Source organism: Dactylosporangium sp. NPDC006015 (genome assembly GCF_040614215.1).
Taxonomy (GTDB): Bacteria; Actinomycetota; Actinomycetes; order Mycobacteriales; family Micromonosporaceae; genus Dactylosporangium; species Dactylosporangium maewongense.
Genome location: NZ_JBEXUD010000022.1, coordinates 153,787 through 168,274 on the forward strand (window position 1 = coordinate 153,787; position 14,488 = coordinate 168,274).

Annotated in this window: 18 protein-coding genes; 8 read left to right on the forward strand and 10 right to left on the reverse strand. The window is 72.4% G+C overall.

Features of this window, described 5'->3' with window-relative positions; genetic code table 11:
* Window positions 1-186 precede the first annotated feature (186 nt).
* The gene (locus tag ABZ321_RS33365) at window positions 187-540 is read left to right on the forward strand and encodes an Lsr2 family protein (protein ID WP_344504420.1); all 354 of its coding nucleotides are present in this window, start codon (window positions 187-189) and stop codon (window positions 538-540) included.
* Window positions 541-637: 97 nt separating this feature from the next.
* Here the strand turns inward: ABZ321_RS33365 and ABZ321_RS33370 are convergent, their stop codons facing one another.
* On the reverse strand, window positions 638-1,882 hold the full coding sequence (locus ABZ321_RS33370) for a multidrug effflux MFS transporter (protein WP_354898748.1): 1,245 nt from the start codon (window positions 1,880-1,882) through the stop codon (window positions 638-640).
* Between the two features lie 2 nt (window positions 1,883-1,884).
* Window positions 1,885-3,798, reverse strand: a complete 1,914-nt coding sequence (locus ABZ321_RS33375) for an ATP-binding cassette domain-containing protein (RefSeq protein WP_354898751.1) — start codon at window positions 3,796-3,798, stop codon at window positions 1,885-1,887.
* Window positions 3,799-3,877: 79 nt separating this feature from the next.
* Here ABZ321_RS33375 and ABZ321_RS33380 point away from each other — a divergent pair, with 79 nt between their 5' ends.
* From ABZ321_RS33380 to ABZ321_RS33400, 5 genes are read left to right on the forward strand one after another with little or no spacing between them, the layout of a single operon-like run.
* Complete coding sequence (locus ABZ321_RS33380) at window positions 3,878-4,978, forward strand: glycosyltransferase family 2 protein (RefSeq protein WP_344504423.1); 1,101 nt, start codon at window positions 3,878-3,880, stop codon at window positions 4,976-4,978.
* A gap of 43 nt (window positions 4,979-5,021) precedes the next feature.
* Window positions 5,022-5,960, forward strand: a complete 939-nt coding sequence (locus ABZ321_RS33385) for a TIGR03557 family F420-dependent LLM class oxidoreductase (protein WP_354898755.1) — start codon at window positions 5,022-5,024, stop codon at window positions 5,958-5,960.
* Between the two features lie 13 nt (window positions 5,961-5,973).
* Window positions 5,974-6,300 (forward strand): plasmid stabilization protein, encoded by a 327-nt coding sequence (locus ABZ321_RS33390; RefSeq protein WP_344504425.1) that lies wholly within the window; start codon window positions 5,974-5,976, stop codon window positions 6,298-6,300.
* Window positions 6,301-6,304: 4 nt separating this feature from the next.
* A complete protein-coding gene (locus ABZ321_RS33395; RefSeq protein WP_354898759.1) occupies window positions 6,305-7,150 on the forward strand; it encodes an AraC family transcriptional regulator in 846 nt (281 codons plus the stop codon).
* Window positions 7,147-7,548: a VOC family protein gene (locus tag ABZ321_RS33400; protein WP_354898762.1), complete on the forward strand. Its 402-nt coding sequence runs from the start codon at window positions 7,147-7,149 to the stop codon at window positions 7,546-7,548. The genes ABZ321_RS33395 and ABZ321_RS33400 overlap by 4 nt, the downstream gene beginning before the upstream one ends.
* A gap of 24 nt (window positions 7,549-7,572) precedes the next feature.
* Here the strand turns inward: ABZ321_RS33400 and ABZ321_RS33405 are convergent, their stop codons facing one another.
* Window positions 7,573-8,001, reverse strand: coding sequence for an STAS domain-containing protein (locus ABZ321_RS33405; RefSeq protein WP_354898765.1), 429 nt, complete (start codon window positions 7,999-8,001; stop codon window positions 7,573-7,575).
* A 215-nt stretch (window positions 8,002-8,216) separates the two neighbouring features.
* Between ABZ321_RS33405 and corA the strand changes: the two genes are divergently transcribed.
* On the forward strand, window positions 8,217-9,233 hold the full coding sequence (gene corA, locus ABZ321_RS33410; protein ID WP_354898768.1) for a magnesium/cobalt transporter CorA: 1,017 nt from the start codon (window positions 8,217-8,219) through the stop codon (window positions 9,231-9,233).
* A 75-nt stretch (window positions 9,234-9,308) separates the two neighbouring features.
* Here corA and ABZ321_RS33415 read toward each other — a convergent pair whose 3' ends face one another.
* The 7 genes from ABZ321_RS33415 to ABZ321_RS33445 form a co-directional block, all read right to left on the reverse strand.
* Window positions 9,309-9,599, reverse strand: a complete 291-nt coding sequence (locus ABZ321_RS33415; protein WP_344504430.1) for a peptidoglycan-binding domain-containing protein — start codon at window positions 9,597-9,599, stop codon at window positions 9,309-9,311.
* An 81-nt stretch (window positions 9,600-9,680) separates the two neighbouring features.
* Window positions 9,681-10,424 carry a DUF5995 family protein gene (locus tag ABZ321_RS33420; protein WP_354898771.1) on the reverse strand — a complete coding sequence of 248 codons (744 nt, stop codon included), beginning with the start codon at window positions 10,422-10,424 and terminating at the stop codon, window positions 9,681-9,683.
* Between the two features lie 2 nt (window positions 10,425-10,426).
* The gene (locus tag ABZ321_RS33425; RefSeq protein WP_354898774.1) at window positions 10,427-11,107 is read right to left on the reverse strand and encodes a hypothetical protein; all 681 of its coding nucleotides are present in this window, start codon (window positions 11,105-11,107) and stop codon (window positions 10,427-10,429) included.
* Between the two features lie 43 nt (window positions 11,108-11,150).
* Window positions 11,151-11,840 (reverse strand): hypothetical protein, encoded by a 690-nt coding sequence (locus tag ABZ321_RS33430; RefSeq protein WP_354898776.1) that lies wholly within the window; start codon window positions 11,838-11,840, stop codon window positions 11,151-11,153.
* A 43-nt stretch (window positions 11,841-11,883) separates the two neighbouring features.
* A complete protein-coding gene (locus ABZ321_RS33435) occupies window positions 11,884-12,033 on the reverse strand; it encodes a hypothetical protein (protein ID WP_344504434.1) in 150 nt (49 codons plus the stop codon).
* Window positions 12,030-12,431: a hypothetical protein gene (locus ABZ321_RS33440; protein ID WP_354898779.1), complete on the reverse strand. Its 402-nt coding sequence runs from the start codon at window positions 12,429-12,431 to the stop codon at window positions 12,030-12,032. The genes ABZ321_RS33435 and ABZ321_RS33440 overlap by 4 nt, the downstream gene beginning before the upstream one ends.
* Window positions 12,432-12,474: 43 nt before the next feature.
* Window positions 12,475-13,245, reverse strand: coding sequence for a hypothetical protein (locus tag ABZ321_RS33445; protein WP_354898782.1), 771 nt, complete (start codon window positions 13,243-13,245; stop codon window positions 12,475-12,477).
* Window positions 13,246-13,365: 120 nt separating this feature from the next.
* Here ABZ321_RS33445 and ABZ321_RS33450 point away from each other — a divergent pair, with 120 nt between their 5' ends.
* Entirely contained in the window at window positions 13,366-14,328 is a 963-nt protein-coding gene (locus ABZ321_RS33450) for an aliphatic sulfonate ABC transporter substrate-binding protein (RefSeq protein ID WP_354898784.1), read from the forward strand.
* Window positions 14,329-14,488: the final 160 nt, after the last annotated feature.

A 14,488-nucleotide genomic window follows, 5' to 3' on the forward strand; every position in this document is an offset into this window, starting at 1 on the left:
GTCTCGCCGATGCCGGGATCAGGCGCAGCGACCCACCCGGGTCGTAATTGGACCGACACGATCGGTGATCGTGCCTATTTGAAACCGAGCGGACTTCAAATCCGCAGAATGGGCGATACTATTTTCTGCGATGGCAGCCGTTCGGTCGCCGCCGTCACCCGTTTCCGTTGCCGAGGAGGCGCCGTCATGGCCAAGCGCGTCATTCAAGAACTGATCGACGACTTGGACGGCAAGCCGGCCGACGAGAGCGTGCAGTTCGGCCTCGACGGCGTGCAGTATGCGATCGACCTGTCGAAGAAGAACGCCGAGAAACTGCGCGCCGCGTTGAAGCCCTACATTTCCGCTGGCACGAAGGTCGGGCGTGGCGGGGCGCCCGCGGCCCGGTCCGGTTCGGGCCGCGGGCGGGGTGCCAGCCGGGGTGACCGCGACCAGAACCGGGCCATCCGCGAGTGGGCGCTGGGCGCCGGCTACCAGGTCTCCGACCGGGGCCGGATCAAGCAGGAGATCGTCGACCAGTACCACGCAGCCGCCGGCCGCTGACCACCGTCGTCGCCGGCCGCTGCCACGAGCCGTGCATGATCGAACAACGGATCCGGCCGTCATCACGACCGGATCCGTCATTCGATCAACGGCGTGGTCAGTGGGCGGCGGCCAGGGCCGGCTCCGTGGCGTCGTCCGCGGTCACCGGCAGGGAGCCGGGGCGGACGACCAGCAACAGCGTCACGGTCGCGGTGAGCATGCCGCCGGCGATCACCACCGCCATCGCCGTCGCGCCGGTGCCGAGCACGCCGACCAGCGGGGCCGCGACCGCGCCGACCCCGAACTGGACCGCCCCGAGCAGCGCCGCCGCCGTCCCCGCCGCCTCGCCGTGGCGGGACATGGCGAGCGCCGGGGCGTTGGGCAGGGCCAGGCCCGCCGCGGTGAGGACCGCCCACAGCGCCGCCAGCAGGGCGGGCAGCCCGCCGAGGCCGGTGGCGGCCAGCAGGACCATGACCGCTCCGGCGATCGTGCCACCCGCCAGGGCCGACACGAGGATGCGCTGCGGCGAGTACCGGCGCAACAGCCGCACGTTGTACTGCGTGCCGCCGATCAGTCCGACGGCGCCGGCGCCGAAGGCCAGCCCGAACTGCGCTTCGCTCAGTCCGTACACCTGCTGCAGGACGAACGAGGAGCCGCCGACGTAGGCGAAGAGCGCCGCCATCGCGAAGCCCGCCACGAGCACCAGGCCGACGAAGATCCGGTCGCGCAGCAGGGAGCCGTAGACGCGCAGGACGCCGGTGACGCGGCCGGAGCGGCGGCGGGCCGGTGGGAGGGTCTCGGGCAGGGCGAGCGCCGCCAGGGTGCTGAGCAGGACCCCGAACACGGCGAGCACCACGAAGACCCCGCGCCACTCGGTCCAGCGCAGCACGGCGCTGCCGAGGGTGGGCGCGAGGATCGGGGCGGCACCCATGACCAGCATCAGCCGGGAGAACAGGCGGGCGAACGCGGCGCCGCTGAACAGGTCGCGCACGATCGCCATCGCGACGACCGACGACGCGGCGACGCCGAGGCCCTGCAGCACCCGCAGGCCGCCGAGGACGCCGACGTTGGGGGCGAACACGCAGGCGACCGACGCGAGCACGTGCAGGACGAGCCCGGCGAGCAGCGGCGGCCGGCGGCCGACCGCGTCGGACCAGGGGCCGATGGCGAGCTGGCCGAGCGCCAGGCCCGCGAGGGTGCCGGTGAGGGTGAGCTGCACCGCCGTCGAGGTGGTGTGCAGGTCGCCGGTGATGCTCGGCAGCGCCGGCAGGTACATGTCGATGGTCAGCGGGCCGATCGCGATGAGCGAGCCGAGGACGAGCACAAGTCTGAGTTCATGAGCGGCAGCTCGAGCGGGGTTCACGGTCACATCTTGTGGTCAAGCGTTTGGACAGACGTTTCATTCCCTTGATACGCGGTCGCCTGCAGGGCGTACAGCTGGGCGTAGAGGCCGCCGGTGGCGGTCAGCTCGTCGTGCGTGCCCTCTTCGACCAGGGCGCCGTGGTCGAGGACGAAGATCCGGTCGACCTCCCGGACGCTCGCCATGCGGTGCGTGATCAGCACCACGGTCCGCCCGGCGGCGAGTTCCCGCAGCCGGCCGTAGACGGCGTGCTCGGCGCGGGCGTCGAGGTTCGCGGTCGGCTCGTCGCAGATCAGCAGCGGCGCGTCGCGGAAGAACGCGCGGGCGATCGCGAGGCGCTGCCACTGGCCGCCGGACAGCTCCGCACCGTCGTTGAAGTGCCTGGACAGCAGCGTCTGGTACTGGCGGGGCAGCTCCACGATGAAGTCGTGGGCGTCGCCGCGGCCGGCGGCGGCCTCGATCTCGGCCTGGGTCGTGACCCGGTCGTGCCGGCCGGCCGTGATGTTCTCCGCCGCGGACAGCGGCCAGTTGGTCGGGTCCTGCATGACGACCGCGACGTGCTCCCGGACGCTGTCGGGGTCGCGCCCGGCCAGGTCGGCGCCGTCCCACGCGATGACGCCGCTGTCCGGCCGGTACAGCGCGGCGAGCAGCTTCGCGAGGGTGGACTTGCCGGACCCGTTCTCGCCGACGAGCGCGATCGTCTGCCCGCGGCGGATGGTCAGGCTCACGCCGGACACCGCGGGCCGCTGCGCGCCGGGGTAGGTGAAGGTGACGCCGTCCAGGGTCAGCGTCTCGAAGCCGGCCGGCGCGGGCGGCAGGTCGAGGGGCTCGGAGCGGGCGGTGGCGAGCGCGCGGAAGGACTCGTAGTCGCCGAAGTAGAGGCCCTGCTCGTAGAGGTGGTTCACCGCGAACGCGACCTGGGTGAGCGCGTTGATGCCGGTGCTGATCGCGTACGCCGCGGCGCCGCCGACGGCGATGTCCATCCGGCCGGTCAGCAGCAGCCCGAGGAGGGCGGCGTACGCGGCGCCGGTAGCGAGCGCGCCGAGCGCGTGACCGATGAGGTTGGTGCGGACCTGCGCGGACGACACCTTGATCTGTTCGCGGGTCACCGCGTCGAGGAGGCGCCGGACCTCGGCCAGCAGGTACCGCTGCAGGGTGAACGCGCGCAGCTCGCCGGCCTGGTCCCGCTCGGCGAGCAGCTCCGACAGCATCCACTTGCGCCGCCACACGGCGATGAGGCGCAGCTGCTGGCGGTACCCGAGGCGGGCGGAGCGCACGGCGGCCCAGAAGTTCGGCACGACGGCGAGCACCAGCAGCGGCAGCAGGATCGGGTGGAGCACGGCGAGGACCCCGGCGGCCGCGGCGAGCGACACGACGTTGGTGCCGAGCTCGATGGCGTGGTCGACGACCCGTTGCGCGGCGTCGATGCCGCGGTCGCGGGCCCGCTGCATCCGGTCGCGCCAGTCCGCGTCGTCGAACGTCGCCAGGTCGACCCGGGTGGTCAGCTCCAGCAGCCGCAGCTCGGCCGCCTCGTACACCTGCGGCGACAGCCTGCCCTGTGCCGCGGTCGCCGCCGCGGCCAGCAGCGTGCGGGCGGCGCCGGCGGCGACCATGACCAGCAGCGACGGCACGGCGGCGCGGATCCGGTCGGGGGTGGGGCCCTCGCGCAGCAGCCCGTCGAGGACGCCGACGACGTTGACGAGGCCGACGCCGGAGGCGACCCCGGCGGCGAGGTTGCCCACCACGACGACGGCGGTGGTGCGCCGGTCGGTCCGCCACGCCAGGCGCCACGCCTGCAGCAGCAGCCCCGGCAGTCGGCGCACCATCCGGCCGAACGACGCCGACGCCGCCTCGGCGGTGGCCGTCAACCAGTAGGGGACCGCGAGATCGTCCGCCGGGTCGGCACTTTCGATCGCCATCCATCTATGGTGCCTCGCGCAGGTAAACGCTCAGGTCGGCCGGACGGCCGCCGATCGGGCGGAGGTGAACCTTGCCGCGGTGCTGATCGTGCGTGACTCGGCCGCCATGCTGGACCGGTGCCTGACGTCGCTGCGTGGGGTCGTCGACCTCATCCACGTGCACGACACCGGCTCGAAGGACGACACCCCGGCCATCGCGGCCGCGCTCGACGCCGTCGTCAGCCACGGCACCTGGACCGGCGACTTCGCCGCCGCCCGCAACACCGCGCTCGCCGAGGCGGCCGCCGCCCGCGGCGCCCCGTGGACGCCGGCGGACTGGGTGCTCAGCATCGACGCCGACGACCGGGCCGTCGCCGTGCCCGGCAAGCTCCGCGAGGTCCTGGCCGCGACGACCGCCGACGCGCTGCTGGTCGACATCGACAACGCCCACGACGAGCTGCCCTACACGTTCCGCACCGCCCGGCTCTTCCGCCCGGCGCAGCTGCGGTGGCAGGGGCGGGTGCACGAGCACCTGGTCCGCATCGCCGGCGGCGCCGCGCCGGACGTGTTCGTCGACCGCGGGCACGGCACCGGCGTCGGCACCGGGCACCTGCAGGCGACGGGCACTGTGCAGGGGATCGGGATCGCGGAGTGGCCGTCGGCGCCACGCGACGCGATCCGCCTGGAGCATCAGGGGTACGCGGACCCGGACGAACGGCGCAGCAAGGCCGAACGCAACGTCGAGCTGGCCCAGGCGATGCTGGACGGGATCGCCGACGGCTCCGCGGACGGCGCCCGGGACCCGGTGCGGGTCGCGGACATCCTGCTGGACCTGGGGCGCAGCCTCGTCGGGGCGGGCCGCACCCAGGACGCCGTCGACGCGTTCGAGACGCTGCGGGAGCTGGCGCCCGGCACCCGGCAGTGGGTCCTCGGCACCGACGCGCTCGCCCGGCTGCTGCTCGGCGCCGGCATGGACGAGGCGGTGCTGGTGCTGACCGCGCAGCTGCGCGGCGCCGGCGTCGCCCGCGACTACTGCGACTGGCTCGACGCGCAGGCCCTGGCCCAGCTCGGCGACGTGGCCGAGGCGTGGCGGCTGCTGCAGCCGGTGCAGCGGGTCGTGGACCCCGCCGGCCGGGTGTACCCGCCGGAGCACCTGGCGGAGCTCAAGCGCCTGGTGGACCGGCTGCACGCCATGTCCTGACGCTTGGTGCGTCGATCGTGGCGTGCTGGGTATGGGTGAGGGCATGCGAATCGGCTACTTCCTGTCCTGCGAGGAGTACACCCCGGCGCAGCTGGTCGAGCAGGCGAAGCTCGCCCAGGACGCCGGCTTCACCGGGCTGTGGATCTCCGACCACTACCATCCGTGGAACGACGCGCAGGGGCAGAGCCCGTTCGTCTGGTCGGTGATCGGCGCCCTGAGCCAGGTCGTCACGATCCCGGTCACGACGGCGGTCACCTGCCCGATCATGCGCATCCACCCGGCGGTCGTCGCGCAGGCCGCGGCGACGAGCGCGGTCCTGCACGAGGGCCGGTTCGTCCTCGGCGTCGGCACCGGCGAGGCGCTCAACGAGCACATCCACGGCGACGCGTGGCCGGGCGCGGCCGAGCGCCTGGAGATGCTCGACGAGGCCGTCGCCGTGATGCGGGAGCTGTGGGAGGGCGGGTTCGTCAGCCACCGCGGCACCCACTACACCGTCGAGCAGGCTCAGGTGTACACGCGCCCGGAGACCCCGCCGAAGGTGTACATGTCGGCGTTCGGGCCGAAGGCCCTGGAGCTCGCCGGCCGGATCGCGGACGGGTTCATGTCCGTGGCGCCCGTCGCGGAGCACGTCGAGGCGTTCCGCAAGGGCGGCGGCGGGGACAAGCCGGTGCAGGGCGGCTTCAAGGCCTGCTACGCGCCGAGCGAGGACGCCGCGGTGCGGATCGCGCATGAACTGTGGGCCAACGCGAGCGTCCCCGGCGAGCTGGCGCAGGTGCTGCCGTCGCCGAAGCACTTCGAGCAGGCATCGCAGCTGGTCACGCCGGACATGACCCGCGAGGCGATCGCCTGCGGGCCGGACCCGGCGAAGCAGGCGGCGCGGCTCAAGCAGTACGAGGACGCCGGCTTCGACGAGGTGTACGTGGCGAACGTCGGACCGCACTACGCCGAGCTCATCGACCTGTACAAGCGCGAATTCCTGTGATTGGGGGACCGTCATGCCGCAGCAGGTGTGGAGCGCCAAGCGGGAACGGCAGTACGGACACGTCAAGCGTCAGCAGCTGGCCCAGGGCCGCTCCGAGGAGGTCGCCGAGGAGATCGCGGCCCGTGTGGTGAACAAGGAACGGGCCCGCGCCGGCGAGTCGCGCACGGCGAGCCGCACGTCGACGCAGGACATGTCGTCGGCACAGCGCGGCGCGCTGCGCGCCCGGACCACCGGCCCCGCCGGCCGCACCCGGGACCAGCTCTACGAGGAGGCCAGGCGCAAGAACGTCAAGGGCCGCTCCCGGATGACGAAGGCGGAGCTGGAGAAGGCGCTACGGTGACGGGGTGCTGTCGGAGTACGTGCGCCGCCCCGCCGGGCCGCGGGTGCGACCGTTCGCGACCTGGTACAGCGGCTATCGCGAGACCGGCGCCGCGCCCGCCGTGCACCGGGGGCTGCCGTCACCGACCCTGACGCTCATCGTCACCCTCGACGACCCGCTGCAGGTCGCGGTGCACCCTTCGGCGCAGACCCCGCCGGGGGTGTACGACACGCTGCTCGGCGGGCTGCACACGACGCCGGCGACGATCGTGCACGACGGCCGGCAGTCCGGCATCCAGATCGGGCTGTCGCCGCTCGGCACCCGCGCCCTGCTCGGCCTGCCCGCCGGTGAGCTCGCGTCCCTGGACGTCGCCGCCACGGACGTCTTCGGCCCGTTCATCGACCTGCTGCGCGACCGGGTGCGTGCGGTGGACACCTGGGCCGAGCGGTTCCGGATCGTCGACGAGATGCTGGCGACGAGACTCACCGACCCGGTGCTGCCCGCGCCGGAGGTCGTGCACGCGTGGCGGCTGCTGCGCGGCGGCACCGTCACCGCTGCGGCGGTGGCCCGGGAGGTCGGGTGGAGCGGGCGGTACCTCAGCAGACGGTTCAACGAGGAGATCGGCCTGGCACCGAAGGCGGCGGCCAGGGTCGCCCGCTTCGACGCCGCCCGCCGCCGCATGCAGGAGGGCGCGGACTCCCTCGCCGCGGTCGCGGCCGCCTGCGGCTACTACGACCAGGCGCACCTGACCCGGGAGTTCAGCGCCCTGGCCGGGCTGCCGCCGGCGCGGTGGCTCGCCGAGGAGCGGCTACCACCGTTCCGAAACGTCCAAGACCCGGACGTGCCGTGGTCGGCAGACTGGGCCGCATGACAACGACACCAGCACCGCAGGTGTGGCCGACCCTGCGCGCCACCGACGCCCGCGCCCTCATCCGGTTCCTCGTCGACGCCTTCGGCTTCCAGGAGGTCGTGGTGCACGGCGACGGCGACCGGGTCGACCACGCCCAGCTCGCCTGGCCGCCGGGTGGCGGCATCATGCTCGGCAGCGTCCGCGACGCCGACGGCGACAGGTGGCCGCTACGGCCCGGCACGTTCGGCGCCTACGTGGTCACCGACGACCCCGACGCCCTCTACAAGCGCGCGGTCGACGCCGGCGCCGAGGTCGTCATGGAGCTCACCGACACCGACTACGGCTCCCGCGACTTCATCGTCCGCGACCCCGAGGGCAACCGCTGGTCGTTCGGCACCTACCGCGGCGAGCCCAGCTGAGCCGCTGATCGCTGCCGTGGTGCTTCAGGCGCTGCGGCGGCGGTCCTGGTTCATCGGCCACGGGGTGGCGGTCGCCTGGGCGGCGGCGTCCGCGTCGGTGACCAGGCCGCGCGGGTCGGCGGCGAGAGCGCTTTCCAGCGTCCGGTACGTCTGGATCGTGGACAGCGTCCCGCCTTCACGCAGCGTGTGGACGACCGCCGGCGCCGGCACCGCCAGGACCAGCGATCCGCCCTGCTCAAGGGCGATACCCGCGGTGACGCGCAGCATCATCACGCCGGTGCAGTCGATGGCGGTGACCTGCGCCAGGTCGATCACGATCCTGGGCTCGGGGCGCAGCAGCAGCTGGGAGAGTGCGGTCTCCAGCTGCATTGCGCTGGCCGCGACCAGCGCGCCGTGACACGTCAGCACCGTCGCGGCAGCGAGTCGGTCCACCGCGAAGGTGAGAGCTGCCATGCTGCCGACGATACGGTCCGTCGTGACGGTCCGTGAACCTCTGTCCAGGTGGAGGGACCACCCGACTGGCCGGTGACTGGACAGCCGGACGTCGCTTCGGGTGATCCGAGCAGCGGCCGGTCATTGGTCGGGCGGGTGTTCATGGACGAACCGGGGTGGGTACGCAACCAGTAGCCCCCGCGAACCGTCACGCCCGGACGAAAGGTGCTTCTGCGGTGAAACTGGACACTCGGCCGGCGGTCGTGGACTGCGCGCTGTACGTCGGCGGCGTCCGGCAGCCTGACGAGCTGCCGCTCGCCGAACTGTACGAGCGGGCCTGCGACCGACCGGACGCGTTCGTCTGGATCGGTCTGCACGAACCGGATCCGGACCAGTTCGCCGAGGCCGAGAAGGTGTTCGGGCTGCACCCCCTGGCCGTCGAGGACGCGCTGAACCCGATGCCGCAGCGGCCGAAGGTCGAGCGGTACGAGGACGTGACGTTCTTCGTCGCCCGGACCGCCCGGTACGTGCCGCACGAGGAGCTGACCGAGACCAGCGAGGTGATCGACACGGGGTCCGTCAGGGTGTTCCTCGGCCGCCAGTTCGTGGTCACGGTGCGTCACGGCGAGGCCGGTGAGCTGCGCGCCGCCAGGCACGACCTGGAGGCCAACCCGGCGCAGCTGGCCGCCGGTCCGTGGGCGGTGCTGCACGCGATCCTCGACCGGATCGTCGACGCCTACCTGGCCATCGTCACCGCCATCGACAGCGACGTGCAGGCCCTGGAGATGGCCGTGTTCCGCCGGGACAGCGGCATCAGCATCGAGCGCGTCTACCAGCTGAAGCGGGAGCTGATGGAGTTCCGCACGGCGGCGGTCCCGCTGCAGCGACCGCTGGTGACGCTGCTGGACAAGCAGACGTTCGCCCTGGCCAAGGAGATCCGCCGGTACTTCCGCGACGTCAACGACCACCAGACCCGGGTCGTGGAGCAGATCGTCAACTACGACGACATCCTCAACTCGATCCTGCAGGCCCGCCTGGCGCAGGTCACCATCGACCAGAACGACGACATGCGCAAGATCGCGTCGTGGGCGGCGCTCGCCGCGCTGCAGACCGCGATCGCCGGCATCTACGGGATGAACTTCGTCTTCATGCCGGAGCTGCACTGGCGCTACGGCTACTTCTTCGCCCTGGCGCTGATGTTCGGCAGCGGGCTGCTGCTCTACCGGGCGCTGCGCCGCAACGGCTGGCTGTGACGCCGTCCGGCTGCGGCTTCGTCTGGCTGTGACGCCGTCCGGCTGCGGGTTCGTCTGGCTGCGGCTTCGGCTTGCTTACGCGGCCAGGCCGAGGGAGCGCATGTGGCGGGTCTCGCGGGCGGCCCGGGTCAGCGCCTGCACGGTCCGCGGACCGGCGACGCCGTCGATGGTGAGCCCGGCCCTGGCCTGGAACCGGCACAGCGTGAGCGGCACGTCGGACACGGGGGAGCGCGGGTGCAGCAGGCCGATCTCGGCGAGGAGGTCACGGACCTCGCGCGGGTCGGCGGGCGGCGCGGCGGCCTCGGGAGCGCTGACGGCACCGGCGAGCGCGGCGCCGACGGCCTGCAGGGTGCGGCGGACTGTCATGCCCTCAAGTGTGGTGCGCCGGCCCGCCTGCCGCGTCAGGGCTTTCGGCCACTCCGACCCTGAGTTTGCCCTGAGGCGCACCTAAGCACCTGGAATGACGACGCCGAATCCGGTGCGGGCGAGGCGCAGCAGGACCTGCCCCGGCGCGGTGAGCGTGGCCAGCTTCGCCGCCGAGGCGTCCTCGAGTTGGCGGATGCGGGTGTCGTACGACTCCCGCCCCTGCCTCCTGGCGGCGTCGAGCACGGCGGTGTTGCGCCACACCTTGGCCCGCGCCTCGGTGAGCAGCCGGCGGGTCGCGGCCCGGTTCGCCGGCGCCAGCACCCGGTCCAGCAGGCTCGGCCTGGCGGCGGCGCGACCCTCCACCTCCTCGGCCCCGACCCGTGCGAGCAGCACCGTGTCGACGTGGGTGTGGTCGCGTTCCCGGGCGGCCCGCAGCTCGCCGTCGTCGAACTCGGCCGGCCCGATCACCGCGATCAGCGACTGCGGCAGGTCGTAGTTGATGTGCGCGTTCATGCCGAGCAACACGTGCCGCAGCGCCGGCAGCCCCGGCCGCTCCCGCGCCGTGTCGAACGCGATCCGCCACGGCCGCGACACCTCCTCGCCCGCGAGGTCCGCGTCGAGCGCGTCCAGGTACAACTCGGCGAACGCGACGTCCCACCGGTTCAGCCACGCCGCGTCGAGGAACCCGCCCCGCTCGATCTCCGCCGCGACCGCGTGCGTGGTCCGCAGGTACGTCCCGTGGAAGTGCCGCCGCGCGTCGGTGGGTGCGAGCCGGGCGAGCCCGTCCTCCATCCGCCGGATGACCCCAGCGACCGCGTCGTCCATGCTCACCTCGCCCGGAGCTGTTCGTATCCTGCAGCGGTCCCGATCGCCTGCCGGGCGGCCGGGTTGCCGATGTAGTGGTTGACCGCACCGGCCAGGAACTCGGGCCGGACCCAGGTGTCGTTGGGCGTGTGCGTCGGTTGGCCGTACCGTGCCGCCTCGACCGTCTCCCAGGGCAGCTCACGGACCCTGAAGAGGGAGGTGACCCGCAGTCCTTCGGGCCGCAGTTCGATCCGCCCGGAGCGGCGGGCGAGCCGGGCGACCCGCACCAGGAACAGGACCGCCATGAGCGGAATGCCGACCCGCGGGACCACGAGGTCGATGTAGTTACCGGGCTCCTGCCACCCGTATGTGCAAACCAGGCCGGTCGCGTGGGAGAGCGTGGTCGTGGCGTTGACCGCCTGCCACTTCGTGGCCACCGGTGCCACGAAGGCACCGCCGTCGACCTCGAACGCGGCCGGGCGCCGTTGCGGCTGCAGCCGCCACCCGATGACCAGCATGGCGATGACGAACACGATCGGCGGCAGGAAGAAGACGCCGATGCCGAGCACCATGTCGTGGAGGAGGGTCTCGTGCCAGCGCACGGCCGCCGCGATCCAGGCCGCCGCCAGCGCGGCTACCACCCAGACGGCGACCATGGGACCCCGAATGGACCGCGGAGCGACGGGTGCGCTCGGTGCGGTCATGATCGCAGTGTGCGGCAACCGCGCCGGCATCGACAAGCGCTCGTCAGCCGCACAGGACGCGGCGCAGGTCCTCATACCCCTCGGCGGTGCCGATGGTCTCCCGCGCGTCGGGATCGGCCAGGTAGTGGTTGATCGCGGCGATCAGGAACTCGCGGCGGACCCATGCCTCGTCTGCCGGCCAGGTATTCGGCTTCGCCGCCAGTTGCTCCCAGGACACGTCGCGGTCGGCGAAGAGGGACCTGACGCGCAGGCCCGCGGGGCGCAGCTCGATCCGCCCGGACTGCCGGGCCAGCGCGGCGACCTTCACCAGGAAGCCGGCCACCAGGCACGCGAGGATGACACGGTGGAACCGCACCGAGATGGGCGACCACCAGTCGTCGGGCATCGGCTGCAGGTGCAGCGTCGCGCTCGCGGTCGCCAGGGTGAGCACCGTCGCCGCGCTCGCCGCCGCCACCCTGGTGGCCGCCGGTGCGACGAATGCGCCGCCGGCGACTTCGAACGAGGCCGGCCGCTGCCGAGCTCTCAGGATCCCCTCGAGGATCAGCGCGCCGATGACGAGCGCCAGTGGCGGCAAGAGGAAGGCGGCGTATCCGGCCACGCCGTTCTCGTGCCAGGCGTTGTGCCAGCGCCGGGCGGCGGAGTACCACACCAGTACCGACGCCGACAGCACCGCAAGGGCGACCGCCGCTGACCGGAGAGGGCGCGGGGTGACGGATGCCGTCGGTGAGGTCACGGTCGCAGTGTGCGGCAATCGCGCAAGCATCGACAAGCGTTCGTCAGCCGCACAGGGCGCGGCGCAGGTGCTCATACCCCTGGGCGGTGCCGATGTTCTGCCGCGCGGCGGGATCGGTCAGGTAGTGGTTGATCGCGTCGGCCAGGAACTCGCGCAGGACCCAGGCATCGGCCGTGGGCAGGGACGCCTTCACCGCGCGGTGACGGTGCACCAGCCGGCGACGAAGCTGCCCGGCATGTTCTCCGGTCCGTCGACCAGCAGCATGCCCGCGCCGATGGTGCTGCCGGCGAGCGCCGCGACCGCGGCCGCCGCCGACAGGCGGTCGGCCGGAGGGGCGATGAAGGCGCCGTCGCGGACCTCGAAGGCCACCGGGCCGCGGCGCCGGTGACACGACGCGAGATAGGCGAACGCGACGATGGCGAACAGTAGCGGCGGAAGTGCCAGGGCGTCATCCCGCGCCGGCTCGCTCCAGCCGCCACCCAAGAGGAGAACGACAGTGAGCCAGGCCAGCACCAGCGTCACCGCCGCCACCAGGACGGCGGTGCCCGCGCGCCGGGGGCGGCCGACGGCGGGTGCGGTCAGCGAGGCCACGGTCGCAGTGTGCGGCAACCGTGCAAGCATCGACAAGCGTTCGTCAGGCGCGCAGGACGCGGCGCAGGTGGACGTACCCGTCGGCGGTGCCGATGCTGACCCGGGCGGCGGGGACGGCCAGGTAGTAGTTGATCGCATCGGTCAGGAACTCGCGCCGGACCCAGGCGTCGGACGCGGGCAGGAACGCCTTCACCGCGCCGTGGCGGGCGAGGCCGGTGGCGCGCACCAGGTCCGGCCGGCCGATGCGCAGCCTCGGGTCCGTGAGTCCGGTTCGTGGCGGGCCGCCCGACACCGCTTCCCACGGGATTTCGCGGCTGCCGTAGGCGTACGTGATCAGCAGCCCTTCGGGGCGCAGCAGCATCCGGCCCATGCCGCGGGCGCGTTCGAGGAGCCGCAGCACGAAGGTCGCCGCTGTGAGCGCGAGGCAGATGTACCAGCCGGCGACGAGCCCGCCGAGCGTGTCCTCCGACCGGTGGAACAGCAGCATCCCGGCGACGACGGTGGAGCCGGAGAGCACGGACGTCGCGAACGCCGCCGACAGCTGGTCGGCCGCCGGGACGACGAAGGCCCCGTCGCGGACCTCGAAGGCCACCGGACGGGAGCGCGCGAGACTCCACGTGAGGTAGCCGAGCGTGAAGATGGTGAAGAACCCCGGCGGCAGCATCAATGCCCCGGCCCGCACCGAGAGGCTCCAGCCGTCGCCCCAGATGAGGGCGGCGGTGAGCCAGGCCAGCACCAGCGCAACCGCCACGGCGAGCGGGACGGTGCCCGCGCGCCAGGGCCGGGCGATGGCGGGTGAGGTCAGCGAGGTCACGGTCGCAGTGTGCGGCACCTCAGCGCCGCCGGCAATCAATCCCTAGTCAACCGGTAGGTGTTGTGGGTATAGTGCCGCTCGAATGTTGCTGTACACGTCTGTCAATGAGGAGTGTCATCGATGCGTCGGCTCTCGGTCGTTCTGGCCGGTGTCATGGTCCTGCTCGGCACCACCCTGACCGGGTGTGCCGCGGACAAGGAGCCGGCCGCCGCGCAGCCGGGTGCGGCTGAGGAGCCGTTGCGCGTCGGGTACCAGCGCTTCGGCGGGCTCAGCCTGGTCAAGGCGCGCAAGGCGGAGGCCGCAGGGACGACCTGGTCGCTGTTCGAGAGCGGGCCGGCGCTCACCGAGGGCATCAAGGCCGGCGCGATCGACATCGGCCAGGTGGGTGAGGCGCCGCCGATCTTCGCGGCGGCCGGCAAGATCGACTTCAGGATCATCGGTACCTCGAAGCCGGTGCCGAAGGGCGAAGCCATCCTCGTCAAGGCCGCGAAGGGGTACACCTCCTTCAAGGACCTCAAGGGCAAGAAGGTCGCGCTCAACAAGGGGTCCAACGTCAACTGGCTGCTCGTGCGCCTCCTCGAGGCCAACGGCATGACCATCAAGGACATCGACGTGCACTACCTCAAGCCCGCCGACGCCCGGCCCGCGTTCGACAACGACCAGGTCGACGCGTGGATCATCTGGGACCCGTACTTCTCCCTCGCCGAAACGCCGGGCGTGAAGGTGCTCGCCGACGCGACCGGCCTGGCCAACAACCGCGAGTACATCCTCGTGTCGCCGCAGGCGCTGAAGTCGAAGCCCGGGAAGATCCGCGAGTTCCTCAAGACCTACCGCGAGGTCACCGACTGGGGCATCGGCAACCCCGACGAGCGGGTCAAGATCCTCGCACCCGAGCTGAACATCCCCGAGGACGTCGCCCGCCGCGCTCTGGACCGCAGCGCCCAGCCGCTCGCCGCGATCGACGCGGCCATCGGCACCGAGCTGCAGGAGATCGCCGACGGGTTCACCGAGCTGCAGCTCATCCCCGGCAAGGTCGACATCAAGGGCCGCATCGACGAGCAGTTCTCGGACATCCTGCGTTGACAGTCCTCCCCGCCCTAAAGGGCGGGGATTCCCTGGGTCACCCCAGGGGGTTCCTGCTTCACCGGCGACTGCCTCGTCCGAGAGGACTCTCGTTGAGGTCTTACACCGCCTCCACAGGCGATCACGGAGAGCCCCTCCGCGAGGATGTTGCGGGCCGCGT